20 protein-coding genes are annotated in these 17,255 nt (G+C 43.1%); 10 read left to right on the forward strand and 10 right to left on the reverse strand.

Annotation, left to right across the window (positions count from 1 at the left end; all coding sequences use genetic code 11):
* The first annotated feature begins 6 nt into the window (after nucleotides 1-6).
* Complete coding sequence (locus tag QM738_RS21850; RefSeq protein WP_462278886.1) at nucleotides 7-423, forward strand: hypothetical protein; 417 nt, start codon at nucleotides 7-9, stop codon at nucleotides 421-423.
* Nucleotides 424-441: 18 nt separating this feature from the next.
* On the opposite strand, the gene QM738_RS21855 is transcribed toward QM738_RS21850, so the two are convergent.
* On the reverse strand, nucleotides 442-888 hold the full coding sequence (locus tag QM738_RS21855; RefSeq protein ID WP_462278887.1) for an N-acetyltransferase family protein: 447 nt from the start codon (nucleotides 886-888) through the stop codon (nucleotides 442-444).
* Between the two features lie 53 nt (nucleotides 889-941).
* On the opposite strand from QM738_RS21855, the gene QM738_RS21860 reads away from it, so the two are divergent.
* Nucleotides 942-1,271, forward strand: coding sequence for a tRNA-binding protein (locus QM738_RS21860; protein WP_462278888.1), 330 nt, complete (start codon nucleotides 942-944; stop codon nucleotides 1,269-1,271).
* A 12-nt stretch (nucleotides 1,272-1,283) separates the two neighbouring features.
* Entirely contained in the window at nucleotides 1,284-1,796 is a 513-nt protein-coding gene (locus tag QM738_RS21865) for a methylated-DNA--[protein]-cysteine S-methyltransferase (RefSeq protein WP_462278889.1), read from the forward strand.
* 269 nt (nucleotides 1,797-2,065) lie between these two features.
* Here QM738_RS21865 and QM738_RS21870 read toward each other — a convergent pair whose 3' ends face one another.
* The 3 genes from QM738_RS21870 to QM738_RS21880 all read right to left on the reverse strand — a co-directional run bounded on the left by QM738_RS21870 (nucleotide 2,066) and on the right by QM738_RS21880 (nucleotide 5,564).
* Entirely contained in the window at nucleotides 2,066-2,551 is a 486-nt protein-coding gene (locus QM738_RS21870; RefSeq protein ID WP_462278890.1) for a cytidine deaminase, read from the reverse strand.
* A 137-nt stretch (nucleotides 2,552-2,688) separates the two neighbouring features.
* On the reverse strand, nucleotides 2,689-4,191 hold the full coding sequence (lepB, locus tag QM738_RS21875) for a signal peptidase I (protein ID WP_462278891.1): 1,503 nt from the start codon (nucleotides 4,189-4,191) through the stop codon (nucleotides 2,689-2,691).
* Between the two features lie 209 nt (nucleotides 4,192-4,400).
* Nucleotides 4,401-5,564 (reverse strand): sigma-54-dependent transcriptional regulator, encoded by a 1,164-nt coding sequence (locus QM738_RS21880; RefSeq protein WP_462278892.1) that lies wholly within the window; start codon nucleotides 5,562-5,564, stop codon nucleotides 4,401-4,403.
* Between the two features lie 76 nt (nucleotides 5,565-5,640).
* Between QM738_RS21880 and QM738_RS21885 the strand changes: the two genes are divergently transcribed.
* Nucleotides 5,641-6,429 (forward strand): DUF4846 domain-containing protein, encoded by a 789-nt coding sequence (locus QM738_RS21885; protein ID WP_462278893.1) that lies wholly within the window; start codon nucleotides 5,641-5,643, stop codon nucleotides 6,427-6,429.
* 14 nt (nucleotides 6,430-6,443) lie between these two features.
* Here the strand turns inward: QM738_RS21885 and QM738_RS21890 are convergent, their stop codons facing one another.
* From QM738_RS21890 to QM738_RS21905, 4 genes are all read right to left on the reverse strand, one after another.
* Complete coding sequence (locus QM738_RS21890; RefSeq protein WP_462278894.1) at nucleotides 6,444-7,463, reverse strand: phosphotransferase enzyme family protein; 1,020 nt, start codon at nucleotides 7,461-7,463, stop codon at nucleotides 6,444-6,446.
* 149 nt (nucleotides 7,464-7,612) lie between these two features.
* A complete protein-coding gene (locus QM738_RS21895) occupies nucleotides 7,613-7,960 on the reverse strand; it encodes a VOC family protein (RefSeq protein ID WP_462278895.1) in 348 nt (115 codons plus the stop codon).
* Between the two features lie 37 nt (nucleotides 7,961-7,997).
* Nucleotides 7,998-9,584, reverse strand: coding sequence for an aldehyde dehydrogenase (NADP(+)) (locus tag QM738_RS21900; RefSeq protein ID WP_462278896.1), 1,587 nt, complete (start codon nucleotides 9,582-9,584; stop codon nucleotides 7,998-8,000).
* An 86-nt stretch (nucleotides 9,585-9,670) separates the two neighbouring features.
* Nucleotides 9,671-10,177, reverse strand: coding sequence for a hypothetical protein (locus tag QM738_RS21905; RefSeq protein WP_462278897.1), 507 nt, complete (start codon nucleotides 10,175-10,177; stop codon nucleotides 9,671-9,673).
* Between the two features lie 412 nt (nucleotides 10,178-10,589).
* On the opposite strand from QM738_RS21905, the gene QM738_RS21910 reads away from it, so the two are divergent.
* The 6 genes from QM738_RS21910 to QM738_RS21935 are packed head-to-tail and all read left to right on the forward strand — an operon-like array spanning nucleotide 10,590 to nucleotide 14,660.
* Nucleotides 10,590-10,961, forward strand: a complete 372-nt coding sequence (locus tag QM738_RS21910; RefSeq protein ID WP_462278898.1) for a hypothetical protein — start codon at nucleotides 10,590-10,592, stop codon at nucleotides 10,959-10,961.
* 33 nt (nucleotides 10,962-10,994) lie between these two features.
* Nucleotides 10,995-11,657 (forward strand): hypothetical protein, encoded by a 663-nt coding sequence (locus QM738_RS21915; RefSeq protein ID WP_462278899.1) that lies wholly within the window; start codon nucleotides 10,995-10,997, stop codon nucleotides 11,655-11,657.
* 10 nt (nucleotides 11,658-11,667) lie between these two features.
* Nucleotides 11,668-11,952, forward strand: coding sequence for a hypothetical protein (locus QM738_RS21920; protein ID WP_462278900.1), 285 nt, complete (start codon nucleotides 11,668-11,670; stop codon nucleotides 11,950-11,952).
* A gap of 21 nt (nucleotides 11,953-11,973) precedes the next feature.
* Nucleotides 11,974-13,194, forward strand: a complete 1,221-nt coding sequence (locus QM738_RS21925) for a PA2928 family protein (protein WP_462278901.1) — start codon at nucleotides 11,974-11,976, stop codon at nucleotides 13,192-13,194.
* Between the two features lie 52 nt (nucleotides 13,195-13,246).
* On the forward strand, nucleotides 13,247-14,086 hold the full coding sequence (locus tag QM738_RS21930; protein ID WP_462278902.1) for a 5'-nucleotidase, lipoprotein e(P4) family: 840 nt from the start codon (nucleotides 13,247-13,249) through the stop codon (nucleotides 14,084-14,086).
* Nucleotides 14,076-14,660: a hypothetical protein gene (locus tag QM738_RS21935; protein ID WP_462278903.1), complete on the forward strand. Its 585-nt coding sequence runs from the start codon at nucleotides 14,076-14,078 to the stop codon at nucleotides 14,658-14,660. Before QM738_RS21930 ends, QM738_RS21935 begins: the two co-directional genes overlap by 11 nt.
* A gap of 1 nt (nucleotide 14,661) precedes the next feature.
* On the opposite strand, the gene QM738_RS21940 is transcribed toward QM738_RS21935, so the two are convergent.
* A complete protein-coding gene (locus QM738_RS21940) occupies nucleotides 14,662-15,690 on the reverse strand; it encodes a DUF6807 domain-containing protein (protein ID WP_462278904.1) in 1,029 nt (342 codons plus the stop codon).
* A gap of 86 nt (nucleotides 15,691-15,776) precedes the next feature.
* Nucleotides 15,777-17,207: an NADPH cytochrome P450 oxidoreductase family protein gene (locus QM738_RS21945; RefSeq protein ID WP_462278905.1), complete on the reverse strand. Its 1,431-nt coding sequence runs from the start codon at nucleotides 17,205-17,207 to the stop codon at nucleotides 15,777-15,779.
* Between the last annotated feature and the right edge of the window lie 48 nt (nucleotides 17,208-17,255).

Raw genomic sequence — 17,255 nt, forward strand, 5'->3', positions numbered from 1 at the left:
AACAGCTTGAAAAAACATTCCCTGCTTTTTGCTTTCATCTGCTGTTGTATTTATTGTAGCTGCAGCAGCAATGATACTGCTCAGCCCATTGCGCCGGTTAAAAAAGATGCTGCAAAGAAGATCGATACAGCAAACAATAAACAATCAACGCCGGTTGATGCTATTGCTGTTGTTTCTAAAAAACAGGTAATGGGTGTATGGGGTACTACCGATAAAGAATTTGTTACAGTTAAATTCACTTACGATTCGATATTTTATACTGAACATTTTGAATCTTACAAGTATGTATTCAAAGGCGATTCCATACATATTTTTTACCCGGATTTCGAATTATCCGGGAAGGTATTTTTAATTAAAGATACGATGGCGATACGATCAGAAGACGGAATTTCGAAATACGTAAAACTCCAGAAAATATTATAAGCTGTTTACTGTATAAAATCATTCCAAAGGCAACTCATAAAAATAATCCCCTACTCTCTTCCAGCCATTCTTTTCATAAACAGATTGCGCTGTAATATTATCAGCACCTGTTTGCAGCAACAACCATCTTGAATTAGTCTCCAATCCCCACTCCTTTGCTTGTTGCAATAATGCTGATGCCACACCTTTGCCACGAGCCGTTTCATTCACATACAGGTCATTCAAAAGCCAGGTGCGTTTTAATCCTACTGAAGAAAAGATCGGGAACAACTGGCAAAAACCTGCTGCAACACCATCAACCATTGCTATAAAAATAACTGACTCGGCATTGTCCAGTCTTTGCTGCAAAAAATCCGCAGCCGCCTGTACATTAGATGGCTGTTGATAGAATACACGATAGGCATCAAACAACGGGGTAACGAGTTTTACATCAGCGGTAAGGGCTTTTCTTATTTCTACAGGCATTTTACTTAATTTAGATAACAATTATAATTTATTTACGGCTATAAAAATACAAAATGATCAGCTGGAGCGACTTTGAAAAAATAGATATGCGGGTAGGTACTATCATTGAGGTAAATGATTTTCCTAATGCACGTAAACCCGCTTACCAGTTAAGAATAGATTTTGGTGAGCTGGGCGTTAAAAGATCATCGGCACAGGTCACGGCGCTTTATCAAAAAGAACTTTTGATAGGCAAACAGGTAATTGCGGTGGTGAATTTTCCTGTAAAACAGATTGCCAATTTTTTCAGCGAATGCCTGGTACTGGGCGTGTACAACGAAGCAAATGATGTGGTGTTGCTGCAACCTTCATTACCTGTAAAGAATGGCTGCAAGATCGGGTAAACAATTTAAGTAATGGAAACGATCACAATATTTTACAACTCACCCGTAGGCATACTCGAACTGCGCAGTAATGGCGCAGCGTTGACACATTTACTGTTTGTGAACAGCTGGAAGGGCACGGCCATGGATGAAAGCAATATTTCATTTACCATTCCGCCGGATGCAGTTTTACAACAGTGCATACAGGAACTGGATGAATATTTTGCCGGTAGCAGGATGGTATTTACCATACCTATTGCACAGGAAGGCACCGGCTTTCAGCATACCGTGTGGACCGAATTATGTAATATCCCCTATGCAAAAACCATCAGCTATATGGAGCTGAGCAAACGTATTGGTAATGTAAAGGCCATCCGTGCGGTGGGTACAGCCAATGGCAGCAACCATGTTTCTATTATTGTGCCCTGCCACCGTGTTATTGGCAGCAATGGCAGTTTGGTTGGGTATGGCGGCGATCTGTGGAGAAAGAAATGGCTGTTGGAACATGAAGCAAGGTATGGCAGCGGGGTGCAAACGCTGTTTTAAAGAGAATACAAATGATCAATGCTCAATGTTCAATTTGCAATGCTCAAGTAAATGCAGGGCTGTTTTAAATACTTGAATATTGAGCATTGAACATTAAATCACTAACGATACAGACGGTCTTTTATTTTAGGCAAGGTAGTGCCGCGGTTACAAACCGCTAAAATTAATAGACACAAGTCACTCCCGCCTTTGGCTGGAAAGACTTGCGCCAGTGTGTTTTAAATACTTGTATATTGAACATTGAACGTTCAACATTGAACATTTCTTCCTCACCCCTGCAGGTCCTCTCCGCGAAAAGACAAAGGCAGTAACTGGCTTGCTTTACTGATCACAAATATCTTTCCTTCCAGGCCACTCAAAATAAGGCGGATGGGCTGCTTAACACGCTCTTCATATTCGAGTAACGTTTGCCTGCAAATGCCGCAGGGCGACACAGGGTGATTGCTTTTACCATTCTTATTATCGTAGCTGATGGCGAGGGTGTTGATAGCAATGTTGGGAAATAGTGTAGCCGCTGCCGATAGTAAAACCCTTTCGGCACAGATGCCCACCGGGTAAGCGGCATTTTCCTGGTTGGTACCGGTAACGATCTGACCATTGGCCAGTTTGGCCACAGCGCCCACATTAAAATGCGAATAAGGTGCATAGGCATTGGCCGTTACCTGCCTTGCTTGTTGTACCAGTTCCTGGTCGGCCATGGGAAGATCATTAAGCGAATCATACACTTCAAATGAAAAATTATATTGCTGGCGCATTGTAGTATCGTTTTTTATTGCAGATAAAAAATCCTCACCGCATTGCTGCCGTAAGGATTCAGTTCATTAAATATACAAAAAATTATTGTAACCGGTTTTCCCACTCACCATTCACCACTGACTACTCACCACTCACGCTAGTTGATCCACCTGAATATGCGCTTCCACCTTGGTCCGCCTTCCCAGCTGAACCAGATCAGTGAAGCCTTGCCCACGATATGATCTTCAGGCACAAATCCCCAGAAACGGCTGTCCTGGCTTTTATGACGGTTATCACCCATCATCCAGTAATAATCCATTTTAAAAGTATAGGAAGTAGCTTCTTTTCCATTGATAAGTATCTTGCCGCCAACTTCTTCCACTTCATTCTCTTCGTATACCCTGATGACCCGCCTGTATAAGGCAATATTATCAGGTGTTAAAGGTATGGAGGCGCCTTTTTTAGGTATCCACAAACCATTGTCACCACCAAAATTCTGCGCCGTCCAGCCAAAGTTCTTTTCACCATAGCAGGTAGGATAAATAGGGCCTACATTATAAGGTTGCCTTATTACAGAATCCACACCCGGTATGGTTTTGATCAATGCTTCTTCTGTGTGGCTGAGGTTGATCATAAATACAGTGCTGCTTTGCGGTATAAAATCAACAGCGCCTTTTTCATTTTCACTCATATTAACATGTATGCCCTTGCTTTTCAGCATATCTTCCTCCAGCATCAGGTTTTTTGTAATTACCTTGCAGTATGAGGTGGTATTGGTGAATTCTGATGGCTTGCCGTTTACATATAATTGCCCATCAACCAGTTTAATGATATCGCCTGCCACACCTACGCAACGTTTTACATAGTTCTCTCTTTTATCCACTGGCCTTGTTTTGATCGTGTAGGTATTCCATACATTCTCTCTTCCGTTGGCTTGGACCAGGTCGTAATAAGGCTCTTCAGAATCACGTTCCACAGTTAAAGTATCCCCTCCGGGAAAATTGAATACTACCACATCATTTCTTTTTACCGGCGATGCAAACCATCTTGTATAAGGTATATGGACCCACTCCAGGTACGATTTGGTATTTATACCAGGAATAGTATGATGCATAAATGGCATTGCAATGGGCGTATTGGGTATGCGTGGTCCGTAGGCAAACTTGCTTACAAAAAGATAATCGTTCACCAGCAGGGTTTTTTCCATAGAACTGGTGGGTATCACATAGGCTTCAAAAACAAATGTGCGGATGATGGTGGCTGCCACTATAGCGAATGCCGCCGCATCGATCCATTCCCTTAAAGTTGATTTCTTGTAATTCTTTACTACATCCCTGCCTGCATACCTTTCATTTTTTGAATAGCCCAGGTAAGGAAAATAGGCAAAAGGCACAAATACAGTTGCGGCGTGGTGCCAGAAACCAAAGCGGCCGAAATGTTCTACAAATTTGATCGTGATCCAGATGGTGATGAACTGTCCGGCTACCGGTATGAGCTGTAAAAAGAACCAGTATTTTTTCAACTCCATTTTTTGCACCATACACCAGGTATTATAAAAAGGCACCAGCGCCTTCCATGGCTCAATACCCGCTTTTTTGAACATACCGTACAAACCAATATGCCATCCCAGTGTAGCTACAATAAAAATTATCCAACCCATAGTTAGTCTTTATATTTTTTGAGTGCCAAAAGTACCATATTATAATTTAATGGCTAAAACCGCTCATAATTTGTTGGGAGTTCGTTAACAATACCGTTGCGGGTTACGGGTTATAGGGTTGCGGGTTTATAGCTTCTGATTAGTCAGTAAAAGCTTAGCGAAAAACTGATAAACCCATAACTCGTAACTATTTTAACTCGTAACTGACCTTATTTCTTCGGCAGCACATAATTCTCCACATCCTCCAGCGAAATATTTTTACCGGATAAGATGATCAGCCTTTCCACCACATTTCTTAATTCACGGATATTACCGGTCCAGTTGTATTGTTCCAGTGCATCCATAGCTTTTTGATCGATCCCTTTTTTAGGTTGCCCGTATTCGGCTGCTATCACATCCAGGAAATAATCCACCAACAGCGGCACATCCGAACGGCGGTCGTTGAGGGATGGCACATGAATGATGATGACACCAAGACGATGATAAAGATCCAAACGGAAATTTTTATCCTCCACTTCTTTCAACAGGTCTTTATTGGTAGCCGTGATCACCCTTACATCCACATTGATATCCTTTTCTGCCCCCACCCTGGTGATCTTGCCTTCCTGCAATGCCCGCAGCACTTTTGCCTGTGCGGTAAGGCTCATATCACCGATCTCGTCCAGGAATAAGGTGCCGCCACTGGCTGTTTCAAATTTACCAATGCGTTGTTTTACGGCTGAAGTAAAGGAACCTTTTTCGTGCCCGAACAATTCACTTTCTATCAATTCCGAAGGAATGGCGGCACAGTTCACTTCCACTATGGGGCCGCTGTTGCGGTTGCTTTTTTCATGTATCCATCTTGCCACCAGTTCCTTACCCACCCCGTTCTCGCCGGTGATCAGTATCCTGGCATCGGTTGGCGCTACTTTTTCGATGGTGTCCTTGATCTTTTTAATGGCATCACTTTCGCCAATGATCTCCTGCACACGGCTTACTTTACGTTTAAGCACCTTGGTTTCGGTTACCAGGTTCTGTTTATCGCCGGCATTCCTTAATGTAATGAGCAGGCGGTTAAGATCCGGCGGCTTGCTGATATAATCAAAGGCGCCTTTTTTTACGGCTTCCACGGCAGTATCAATATTACCGTGACCGCTTATCATTATCACGGGCACATCGCCGTTGATCTCTTTGGCTTTTTCCAAAAACTCAATGCCATCCAGTTTAGGCATTTTAATATCGCACAAAACAATATCATAGGCTTTCTCGCTGAAACGTTTTAAACCCTCTTCGCCATCGCTGGCCTCATCGATCTTGTAACCTTCATAACTCAGTATCTCGGTCAATGTTTTCCTGATCGCCTTTTCGTCATCTATAATTAAAATACTTGCCATACGCTTTAACAATTTTTTTATATGGAACTACGGTCCGTTTGCATTATACAACTGTAAACGTCAAAATTAACAATTTATGCCCTTCAAAACCCTGTTATTTTTTTGTATCGTCTTTTCTTTTTCCTGTAAAAATACCCCGCAGCATATATCAAAATTGGGCAATCCGCAACCGGCTGCCAATATAAGCAGTGATAAAAATCCTTACCGCAATATAAAAACGATACCGTTGCCGGAAGGTTATACAAGGGTTAATGCTGATAGTGGCTCTTTTGCAGGCTGGTTGAGAAATGCCGGTTTAAAAGAAAGCAAAACGGTATACCTGTACAATGGCACGCCCAAGGCCAACCAGCGGGCGCAGTTTGCAGTGCTGGATATTCCGGTGGGCAATAAAAACCTGCAGCAATGCGCCGATGCAGTAATGCGCCTGGAAGCCGAATATCTTTTTGCAGCCAAAAAATACCAGGAGATCAGTTTTACAGATAATGAGAACGGGGTTTACAACTTTACGCCACCGTATACAAGGGAACATTTTTCCAGCTTTATGGAAAGAGTGTTTGGCATGTGTGGCTCTGCCTCTTTATCCAAACAATTAAGAACAGTGCCTGATTTTGCAGCTATTGAACCGGGTGATGTGCTTATCCGTGGAGGCTTCCCCGGCCATGCGGCCATTGTAATGGATGTGGCGGAAAATAAAGCGGGTAATAAAGTGTACCTGCTGGCGCAGAGTTATATGCCGGCACAGGATATTCATGTATTGGTAAACCCAATGGATGAAAGCTTATCGCCCTGGTATAAAGTAAGCGACAGCAAACAGGTATATACGCCAGAGTATTTGTTTTATACGAACGAATTAAAACAATGGTAAGCTGCCCAATTGAATTATTGCAGCAGCATCAATTGTTCCAGTAATGCCAACTGGTTCTGCGCCCTTACGTAGTTATGCCCGGAGTATTTAGAACCATAATAAACATCATCATTTAAATAATCGGTAAAAAAACGCAATGCCTGCATGTAGGTCATGAACTGCCCGGCATATACAAAATATTGTTTTTCTTTTTCCGTCAACTCATTTTCCATTTGGCTTAAATAGCCTTCCTGGATGGCTTTAAAAATATCTTTCCGGATAGATATCTTAGCAATATCCTTTTCCTCTTCGCTGGCAGGAGATAAATAAGTACGCAGCATATCCCCTACATCACTGATAAAATAACCGGGCATGATGGTATCCAGGTCTATTACACACAACCCCTTATTATGCTCGTCAAACAGCACATTACTGATCTTGGTATCGTGATGGGTTACACGCAGTTTAAATGCCGCATCCTGCCTGATCTTTTCAAATTGATCCACAATATTTTTATGACTTTCAATTGCATTGATCATAGCAGAAGATGTTTCAATCCTTGCTATATCGCCATTTGCCAAAGCATGTTCGTATTGCCTGTACCGAAGGCTGAGATCATGGAATTGAGGTAATGTTACTTGTAATTCGCTTACATTAAAGCCAGACAGTTTTTTTGTGAAAGCACCAAATTGTTTTGCTGCTTCATACGCCTGTTGGGTATTGGCCACCACATCAATGGTGTGCGATGCTTTGATAAAAGGAAATAAACGAAAATAGCCTTCCGGTGTTTGTACCATTTGCCGGCCACCGGGTGTTTGAAGCGGTGCAGCAAATAAATAAGCAGGATGATTTATTTTGAGATAATCCACCACCTGCCTGATATTGGCTTCAATAAGTGCAGGTTGCTTAAAAATATTGTCGTTGATCCTTTGCAGGATGAATTTTTCTGCACCATTTGTAACGGTCCAGGTATGATTGATCAACCCGCTGCCGAAAGGCTCTATTACACATTGAGCGCTATCAAGACCATATTGCTGTAAAACAGATTCGAACATTTACCAACAGATTTAGAATCTAGTTGCTAATATCGGTAATACTCTGTTACCTGCTTTAATTCATACAATCGTTTGCGCAGTTATTATATAAGACTTAAGAATTGATTAAAAGAGGCTACTTGCAAAATTTTTCACTCAGCACTTCAAATTTATTTTTTATACAATTCTATTTTCCGTTCGTCCGGGTCGATAATGACAGCCATAAAACCAAAATCGGTTTGCGTTGGTTCCATCGAAAAAACTACGTTCCGTTCTTTTAAAGTGGAAATGACATGGTCGAAATTGTCAATACCAAAACCTAAACGCAAATGCTTATCTGCTTCGGTTTGGCTTTTTGTAAAGGGGTATATCTCTAAAACAGTCGGCCCAATTGTAGCGGAATAATGAAAAGGAGCGTTACCATGCCTGTGATATTCAAATTGCAATCCCAGCAAACTATAAAAGTCAGCCAGTTTTTCAGCATCACCTGTCCGTATAACTAGTAATCTTATATCCATTTACAGTTTGCTGTTTACAAACATCAAAACAAGTTTGTTAAGCAATAGCATCCCTGGTATGCACACCATTTACAATACGCAATGTATTCAAAGGGTTGCTGTCCTTCAATTCATCGGGCAGTAAATGCTGGGGGAAATTCTGGTAAGCGACCGGCCTAACAAAACGCAGTATGGCGCCTGTGCCTACTGAAGTGGTCCTGGAATCGGTGGTAGCCGGGAATGGACCGCCATGCACAATAGAATCGCATACTTCCACACCGGTGGGAAAGCCGCCAAATAATATCCTGCCTGCTTTTTCTTTCATCAGGTCAACAATATCGTCCATATATTTTTCATCCTGTGCATTGGCATGCACGGTGGCGGTCAATTGTCCTTCGGCATGCTGCAATGCTTCCAGTATCTCTTCCACATTGCTGCACAATACGATCACACTGGCGGGGCCAAATACTTCGTTGGATAAATTCTTATTACTGATAAAATCTTTTTGTGTTACGGTAAAGATATAAGGCGTTGCTTCTGTTTTTTCTGCATGCACGGTTGCTGTACTGTGTGCCGCAACTGTGGCGCTGCTTTTTAATTTTGCAACACCATCATTATAGGCTGCACAAATGCCCTTGCTGAGCATGGTGGCTGCAGGAATATCTTTTATTTTATCATTTAATACTGCAAGGAATTCCTGCGCAGCTGCATCATTCACCATGAACATTAGGCCGGGATTGGTGCAGAACTGCCCTACACCCAAACTTACTGAAGCACTAAAGCCCTGTGCAATACCAGCAGCATTGGCGGCCATGGTGCCGGGCAATAATATCACGGGATTGATGGCGCTCATTTCTGCGTATACGGGTATGGGTTCGGTGCGGTTGACCGCTGCGTTAAAGATGGCCATCCCTCCTTTCCTGGATCCTGTAAAACCGATCGCTTTTATTACAGGATCGGTCACTAATCGTATCGCCATTGCTTCATCACTGAACACCAAAGAAAAAACACCGTCGGGCATGCCGGTCTTTTGTGCCGCATTTATGATGGCCTGTGCCACCAGTGCATCGGTACCTGCATGCAGGGGATGCGCTTTTACCACCACCGGGCAACCGGCAGCCAGTGCCGATGCGGTATCGCCACCCGCAGCAGAATAAGCAAAAGGAAAATTGCTGGCGCCAAATACCATTACAGGTCCCAGTGCCACCAGTATGCTGCGCAGGTCGGGCTTGGGCAGCGGTTGACGATCGGGTATGGCGGTATCAATACGGGCATCGGCCCAGGAGCCTTCGCGTAGTAATTTGGCAAACATCTTTAATTGACCTGTGGTGCGGCCACGCTCTCCCTGCAATCTTGCTTCGGGTAAACCGGTTTCCTGCATGGCACGTTGTATCACGGTATCACCCAGTGCATCTATTTCGGCGGCAATGGTCTCTAAGAATACCGCTTTTTCTGCTGCTGATTTTTTATGGTATATTTTAAATGCAGTGGCGGCTTTTGCTGCCAGCTCCTTAATCTCATCTTCTGTTACAAGGCTAAAGCTGGTGGGCAGCAATGCACCGGTTTGCGGGTTGCTTACCTGGAAGTTGTTGGCGCCTTTTGCTGAAGGGGTATTGCCGATAAAATTCTTTCCTGTTATTTCCATAATCGTCGTTGTTATTTTTAAAGCATAAAAATAGCCCATTTTTTAAAGGGCTATTTTATATAAGGAATTATTTTTTGAACAATTATTTAATCCAGCGATTTGATCATTTTTACAGTAATGTAAGCCTTGGCTTTTATACTGTATACTTCTTTTTCTTCAAAAGCGAATGTTACAGACTTGTTTACCAGTTTGGCCAGGTTCTTTGCGTATTCGTTACCTCCGGTTACCATGTCGCTCCATACCAGCTGTATAGATTTAGCGCCGGATAATAAAGTAACATATACAAACTCTTTTGTTTCTACTGCTTTAACCACGCCTGTGAGTGTAATATGATCTACCGGTTTAACTTCTTCATCTTTCGACATGCCACCGCTTTGCGCCATTTTACTCATCAGGTCCTTCATTGCTTTACAATCTGATTTTAAAAGATCGGCACCGATCTCTGCTCCCAGTTTCTGCATGCCTTCCATATCAGTCATTTCGATATTGCGCTCCTGTGCCAGGGCCATAAAATCTTCCAGCGATTTTTTCATCATGCACTGGCCTACCGCCATCTGTATCTCTTCCGGTGTTTTCTTGCCAATATCCGGCATTTCGCTCAGGCAGGAACAGGTACTGTCGATGATTTTTTTTCTTAATATCTGTTTGTGCAGCCGCTGTAAAACAACAAAACAGGATAACTACTAATCCGGCAAACTTCTTCATTTTAATTTTTTTTTGCAAACCTAAGCTAAAAACGGGGAATTCCTTTGATCCAAAAGCAAACAAAAACATAAACCTTTAGTATAGTGATGGTTTGGGATAATATCGTACAGCAGGTAGCTCAAAAGCAGCATGCTGAAAATTTAAGGACCGGCTGCTTGAATGCCGCAAACTACAATATTTGTGAAAGGGCTTTCAAATACCGTTTACTAATTAAAACCAGCAACAGAAAAACTTTGGCAACAGCGGCTGCGCAGGAATGAGCAATTTTAAAAATCATTTCAAAACAACCATTGTATAGCCATGCCAAACATTCAAACCACCATCGACGAATGGGAAATAAAAGACCTGGAAGATAATTCCACCATCCGTGTTCATGTATCGCATAATACCGAAATGGGCAACAACTCACAGCCCGGCCTGCAGGTAATATGTATGGGCAATATCATCAACTACGAACCGCTGCATGCAGAGCGTTGGGCTTACGCCGCTAAGAAAGCGCAGCAACAGGAATATTTTATTGAGAACGGATCATGGACCGTGTATGACGACACTTTTATTAAACACTACCTGGTAACCGGCGAAAAACTAAAAGCCAAAGTGGAAATAAAAGTGCGCAGCAAGAGCAAGCCTGTTGTGAAAGAATATGAACTGCCATTTGTACTCGAAGATTAAAGTATCATTATCAACCCCATAAAAAACAAGATCATGTTAAAAAAAGTAAGCCAACCCAACAACATTGAAACCAGGGACACATTATTTGGAGACCTTCCATTAGATCACTGGGCCAAAGCAGATTCCAACGAAATTCCCTGGACGCTTTTTAAAGAAGTGAAAAAGAATGTTGACAAAAAGAATAAAGCTGCCGCAATAAAAATACTGAAAGACATTCTGAATATTGCCGGTCTTGAAACAAGGCAATATTTACAGGCATTTTATTTTTTAAACCAGTTACAGGCCTTACCCGAAGGAACAGTGAAGATACTGGGCGCTGTAGTGGAAGTTACGATGGAGGATGGCGTGGACCTGCTGGCAGTATATGCCGATCATACAGCACGGTATTATAATTACACCGGCAGCGCTGTGATATGGGACCTGCCTGATACTTCCATTGCAGGTAAAATAGATCATATACTCAGCCTTGCAAAAGATATTGTGGCACAGATCGGTCCCTGGCAGGGCGAAAGGCCGGGCATACCCAAACCGGGTAATGCCAGGATCAATTTTTTAACCTCTCACGGTTTGCATTTTGGAGAAGCAGGACAGAATGTACTGTTCAACGACCCCATGGCAGGCAAGATCATGTACGCTATGCTGGACATGATGGAAACACTTACACAAAGGGTAATGCAAAGTAAAAAAGCTTCTTAAAAAATCAACAATGGTATTATTTAAAGTATTGTGGACGGTCGACGCGATCGCATCACTGGTAGTGTTTTATTTTTTCTTTGTAGGTATTACCGACGGCAGCGTTTCGTCCCGCAACATGGGATTGTGGCTGATGATAACATCTGCAATAACAGCGATCATGCTGGGCAGCATCTGGTTAAAGAGCCACCAGCACGAAGGCATTGCATTTGCATTACTGTGCATCCTGGCATTGCCGGTATTATTCTATACCATCTACCTGCTGATCGCCATTTTTGGCAACCAGCGCTGGAATTAAAAAACGCCTTTAAAAAATCTTATGCGTTTAGTAACGAAAATATTCACAGGCGGCGTATTGTTCATCGGGTTGCTGATAGCAGGCTTTGTATTCCTGTTAAAGGGTTGCCTTTCCAAATACGATGAACGCTATGCGCTGCCCACGGTGCTGTACTTTGAACAGCCGGACAAAGCCATTATGTTCAGTATTGTAAAATATGATGAAACCACATCGTACCAGCAGCACAATGGCTTTATTTCAAAATCATTCGACAATCATTGCTTTATACAGAGTAACAATGCAACTACCGGTGAAAAGATACAGTCAAAAGAATTAAAACGGCCGGATAAAAAGAATTATAACGAAGAAGCATTGGGTGCTTCGGGCAGCAATGCCTGGGTATTCATTGATGAACTGATGGCGTTTAATGCTTTTACACTGGAGAAAGTTGCAGATGTAAAGATCATAGAACAAAAGAACCCGCAATTGAAAGGCATGCTGCCTAAAGAGAACCGTTATTATCATTTTAATGATGCCGATAAAAGCATCAGCATTACGGTGAAAGATGGTTCGAGGTGGAAGCTGAACACCACTACCCTGCTGGCAACACCCGAGGAAGAAAAGGAAGATAAAGATATGGATATGGAAGAGCGGGAGCGTTTATCTGTATTGAAGAACCTGCAGCGCAGTAATGTAAGCTACACTGATATGTTTGTGAACCAGGATACGGTGGCGCCGCAATGGTTCGGTTTATACAGCAGGGAGGAAATACAAAAGCTGGACGGATGGATCAGGATCGGCACTGCCTATACAGGAGAAGCCAGGCGGCAATTTTTTACAACAGCGTACACGCATATACGTGATAATCACTTCGAACTGGATAAAACGACCTTAAAGAACAGCAGCAGTGATTATTTTTTAGATGGTGGATTCCTGCTGAACAGGCAAACTGCCGAGCCGGTAAAAGGCAACAACGACGATGGTTATTTTATCATCTATAAAAGCCAGGTGGGCAATGAAGGCGAAATATTACTCTGCCTGGTAAACAATGCGGGTAAAGTATTGTGGCGGTTGAACAGCGGGCTTAACAGCTGGACAGACTGGCATTTTTCGGGCAACCGCCTGCTGATACTGGGCGCAGATAATAAGAACCTTGGCAGCTCTAAATGCAATGTACTTATCAGCGTAGATACGGGTACTGGCCAGGCGAGCAGCTACGATTTTTTCACTGACAAAACGAGGCAGGCAATAAAAGAAAAATAAACGCCTGCATTTTATACCATTCAACGTTATTGAACATTCATTTTTAAAGACCATGAAAAAGATTATTGTATTTTTTATGACCGCATCGTTGTATTGCGATCTTACTGCACAAACCAGTGCCAAATTGATTACCAAACAACCGGCTACTGTAACACACAACAGCAGCTCAAGAAGTATCACCACGCTGGATTACAGCCTGAATGCAGTGCTGTGGCAGCAAAGAAGCGGTGAGTACAAAGCATTGTGTTACCAGGCATTTGCACTGGCCAAGATCAAACTGATGGAGAAGATCGCTTTGCATAAAAAAGATGGCATGCAACTGGCCATTGTTACCGATATTGATGAAAGCATACTGGATAACAGCCCGCAACAGGCTGCTGATATTTTACACAACAGAACTTACACCGAAGCTAACTGGAAGGACTGGACCAGTAAAGCCGATGCAGCTGCTTTACCCGGCGCCGTGGCATTTTTCCAATATGCTGATAAGATGGGCATACAATGTTTTTATGTAAGCAACCGCCGCCCGGAAGAAAGAGCCGCTACTATTAAGAATTTGATACAGGAAGGTTTTCCGCAGGCAGATACGGTGCATGTGATGATGAAGGACAGCACTTCGGATAAAGAATACCGCAGGCTTGCCATCAAAGAAAAATACAATATCGCATTGCTGTTGGGCGATAACCTGAATGATTTTGATAAGATGTTCTACCAGCAACCTTCTTTTACCCGCTGCGACCTGGTGAGGGATAACAACGAATTGTTTGGCGATATTTTTATCTTGTTACCCAACCCGATGTATGGTGACTGGGAATCGGCAATATGGAGTGGTAAAAAAGTAACTCCTGCCGAAGCAGATAAATTAAAACACGAAGCGCTGTATGAATATTGAGTGGAGGAAGATCTTCCGTGGCTTTGCAGTTACTTTAATATTTTGTTATGTGCAGAGCGCAACAGCGCAGCACATAACAATAAAAAAAACACCAGCCGCAATGGCGCAACAAAAAACACATCAACCCGAAAATGAACTGGGCGCCGCTGTTTTCAAGGCTTTCAGCCGGCAGGACAGTGCTGTCTGGATCAATCTGTACCCTTCGCAGGAAGAATATAAAAATATATTGCAGCAGATGCTGGCCGGCGGTGTGGAAGGGCTTACGCAGCCACTCATCGATACAATGCTGCTACAAAGAGCCAAAGAAGCGGGTACCCGTTACAGTGATGAGTTCAGGGAATTCCGCAGGCAATCCGACAGCCTGGGTATTGACTGGCAAAAAGTGGTGTTTGAAAAATTTGATTTCCTGGCTGCTTTCCCCGAAAAAGTGCAACTGAAATACCTCACCGGCGATATCAAATTCAGCTGTGGCGGACAGCATTTTATTATTGCAGATGTGGAAGCGCTGCAATTACCGGTAGGTTATAAATTACAATCGGTAAAATGTATCCGTAAAAGAAGCGAGTGGGAATAGATCATCTTGTCTTTGCAAAATCATCCGCCTGCTGGTTCATTGCTTCCGGGGTTAAAGGCTCACCGGAATGAATGATGATGCGGTAGCGGAAAGTAACGGAACGTTTGGGCGCCAGAGAAAAATTCAGTTCTTCTTTTCCATTGCTGAATACTTTTCTGCCGAGCGGGTTGGCGGCAAACAACCCATATCCACGGGCATGCCAGTAAGTGGGATACCCCACGTTCAAAGGATGATCGATCATACCGATGGTAACAGGTTTGCCATCTTTTTTACCGGTGAGTATAGCCCATTTACCTTTGGTGCTCCATACGGAGTCGCCTTTTACGCCATCGCTGTTATAATACATGCCGGTTACATCGCTGCCGGAGGGTGGCACTACCGTAACATTGCCTTTATCATCTATAAAACTGCCTTTTTCTTTTGAAGGCATTTCCAGTTCTCTTGCCACACGCATGCCCAGCATACCATCTTTTACATCTTTAAAAAGTACAGTAGTATCTGTTGCTGTTAAAGTGGTAATGCGGTCAATAATAAAATCATTGCCATTTACACTAAAATTAAAACGGGTGTTCTCATTCAGCAATACTTTACCATCAGGCCTTACCCAGGTGGAAGCTGTAGTTAATGAAGCAGTGTTACCGTTTGTTTTTTTATCCAGCACTTTCTGGTGCAGTATCGTACCGTATTGATTCCTCTTTGCAGGCTCAATAGCTGTGGAATTATTCCAGAAATCAAGGCCGTTCACCGATTCGTAATTGAGCCAGATGCCGGTGTGGTGCGGATGATCCGTTCTTTCACCGGGTACAATATGAAAAGGATACTGCCGGGTGACCATGATACCATCCACGGTATTTACAGGATACAACACAGGCTTACGGGAAGAATCGTAATAACAGTATGCCGTCAACAGTTGGCCATTGAAGTTGATGGCAATTTCCTTACTGGCTTTATTTTCTTTAATGGTAAATCCCTGTTGACTCATAGCCCTGGTTGATAGGATCAATGATACAAATACAAATATCTTTTTCATAATAAAGTATGTGCCGGTGATGACAATCGTTGCAGGACAAAGAAACAAATAAAATGATTAAGTTGAACACCGGGCTGTAAAACCTGTTAATAACAGTCCATCAATACCTGCCCGTGCGACTGGTAATAGCTTACCGGGCGGTTGTTCTTTTCGATGCAGATGGTTTCCAGCAATGCGATCACATCTTTTTGCATAGACAATGAGCCACAGAGCATGATGACGGCGCCATTGGCCAGTGCGGCTGCAATACTATCTGCATCCCTTTGCAGTAAATGACTTACGTATTGCTTCGCTCCTTCCCTGGAATAAGCAATATGCAGCGCTTTCAGTTGCTGTAAACTCACGGCTTCTTCCAGTTTATTGATGTACAGTTCAAAAGAAGCAGCTTCACGAAAACCACAGTACAGGCGGCAATCCGTTTTATTACTGTTCTCATTGATCATGCCCAGGAAGGGCGCAATACCGGTGCCATTGGCCACCATGATCACCATCGGCGCTTTGGCAGGAAAATGAAAATGTTCATTGGTAACAATGCGTGCCTGTATGCTTGTTCCAGCTTCCAGCGCATGCAGGTAACTGGATCCCAGTCCGTGAGTATGCAGCTTTACACTTAATTGTAAATAACCATTTACTTTACCCGCAGAGTATAAACGCTCCCGGTGATCGTTGGCTGGATAAATTGCCAGCAGGTCGCCGGAACTGAAATTTGTTTTTTGTGATGGCTGCAATTGCAATAAAAAAGAGGGTTCTTCCGTGTTAGCTATTTGTTTGCTTATTACAGAAAACTCCTGCAGGTTTTCCGGTGCAGTATTTAATTGTGCCTGCGACAGATCGATGGGCACGCCTGCTTTCTGCGACCAGAAATCCGCCCATATACCAAACTCTACAGGCGAACGGTCATTCACCGTATGTATTTCCAGTAATGGTGTTGCCCATGTTTGTTTTGCCAATAGATTATTTACTTCAAATGCAAACTTGCAGAAATCAGGATATGCGTGAGAGCCAAAACCCACTACAGAAAAACGAATGGGTTGTGTTTGCGGATATTTTTCCAGCCGTTGAATGAATTTTGTTGCGTTGGTGGGCGGATTGCCCAGGCCGTAGGTGGCTGTAACAATGATCAGCTGTTCTGCCTGCGGAAATGAGGTGTAATTATTCAGTTCGGTCAAGAAACAACTATGACCGTTCTTTATCAATTGTTCATGAATGGCTTTTGCATAACGGAAGCTGCTGCCATTTTCTGAACCTACCAGGATAATGTATTTGCTGTTTGTTGCGTTGTATTTATTCCTCACCCTGTTAGCCCTGCGTTTGAATGTGATGACGAACCCGGACCAAATAAAGAATAAAATATTAATGGACGCAATGGCTAAAACAATGGCCCACACCGCACTTGCCCTGCCGGTATGCAGGTTCATGCTTAAGGAAGTGAACTGGTGTATTTTTGGATAAGGTATTTCCATCAGTACATCGCCGGTTACCTGGTTCATTACCACTACCCTGTCCTTTAATTTCAATACATACGGATCTTCCGGCGCTTCTGAAAAAGGGAATTCGATGGACTC

This window comes from Ferruginibacter sp. (assembly GCF_049840995.1).
Classification (GTDB): domain Bacteria; phylum Bacteroidota; class Bacteroidia; order Chitinophagales; family Chitinophagaceae; genus Ferruginibacter.

What these genes read in the sequence shown, in the direction of transcription:
- QM738_RS21870 (WP_462278890.1), bottom strand. Translation starts at nt 2,551, where the DNA reads ATGCGCCAGCAATATAATTTTTCATTTGAAGTGTATGATTCGCTTAAT.
- QM738_RS21905 (WP_462278897.1), bottom strand. Translation starts at nt 10,177, where the DNA reads ATGCCGGATATTGGCAAGAAAACACCGGAAGAGATACAGATGGCGGTA.
- QM738_RS21920 (WP_462278900.1), top strand. Translation starts at nt 11,668, where the DNA reads ATGGTATTATTTAAAGTATTGTGGACGGTCGACGCGATCGCATCACTG.
- QM738_RS21855 (WP_462278887.1), bottom strand. Translation starts at nt 888, where the DNA reads ATGCCTGTAGAAATAAGAAAAGCCCTTACCGCTGATGTAAAACTCGTT.
- QM738_RS21860 (WP_462278888.1), top strand. Translation starts at nt 942, where the DNA reads ATGATCAGCTGGAGCGACTTTGAAAAAATAGATATGCGGGTAGGTACT.
- QM738_RS21895 (WP_462278895.1), bottom strand. Translation starts at nt 7,960, where the DNA reads ATGGATATAAGATTACTAGTTATACGGACAGGTGATGCTGAAAAACTG.
- QM738_RS21910 (WP_462278898.1), top strand. Translation starts at nt 10,590, where the DNA reads ATGCCAAACATTCAAACCACCATCGACGAATGGGAAATAAAAGACCTG.
- QM738_RS21930 (WP_462278902.1), top strand. Translation starts at nt 13,247, where the DNA reads ATGAAAAAGATTATTGTATTTTTTATGACCGCATCGTTGTATTGCGAT.
- lepB (WP_462278891.1), bottom strand. Translation starts at nt 4,191, where the DNA reads ATGGGTTGGATAATTTTTATTGTAGCTACACTGGGATGGCATATTGGT.
- QM738_RS21865 (WP_462278889.1), top strand. Translation starts at nt 1,284, where the DNA reads ATGGAAACGATCACAATATTTTACAACTCACCCGTAGGCATACTCGAA.
- QM738_RS21935 (WP_462278903.1), top strand. Translation starts at nt 14,076, where the DNA reads ATGAATATTGAGTGGAGGAAGATCTTCCGTGGCTTTGCAGTTACTTTA.
- QM738_RS21880 (WP_462278892.1), bottom strand. Translation starts at nt 5,564, where the DNA reads ATGGCAAGTATTTTAATTATAGATGACGAAAAGGCGATCAGGAAAACA.
- QM738_RS21940 (WP_462278904.1), bottom strand. Translation starts at nt 15,690, where the DNA reads ATGAAAAAGATATTTGTATTTGTATCATTGATCCTATCAACCAGGGCT.
- QM738_RS21885 (WP_462278893.1), top strand. Translation starts at nt 5,641, where the DNA reads ATGCCCTTCAAAACCCTGTTATTTTTTTGTATCGTCTTTTCTTTTTCC.
- QM738_RS21915 (WP_462278899.1), top strand. Translation starts at nt 10,995, where the DNA reads ATGTTAAAAAAAGTAAGCCAACCCAACAACATTGAAACCAGGGACACA.
- QM738_RS21900 (WP_462278896.1), bottom strand. Translation starts at nt 9,584, where the DNA reads ATGGAAATAACAGGAAAGAATTTTATCGGCAATACCCCTTCAGCAAAA.
- QM738_RS21890 (WP_462278894.1), bottom strand. Translation starts at nt 7,463, where the DNA reads ATGTTCGAATCTGTTTTACAGCAATATGGTCTTGATAGCGCTCAATGT.
- QM738_RS21925 (WP_462278901.1), top strand. Translation starts at nt 11,974, where the DNA reads ATGCGTTTAGTAACGAAAATATTCACAGGCGGCGTATTGTTCATCGGG.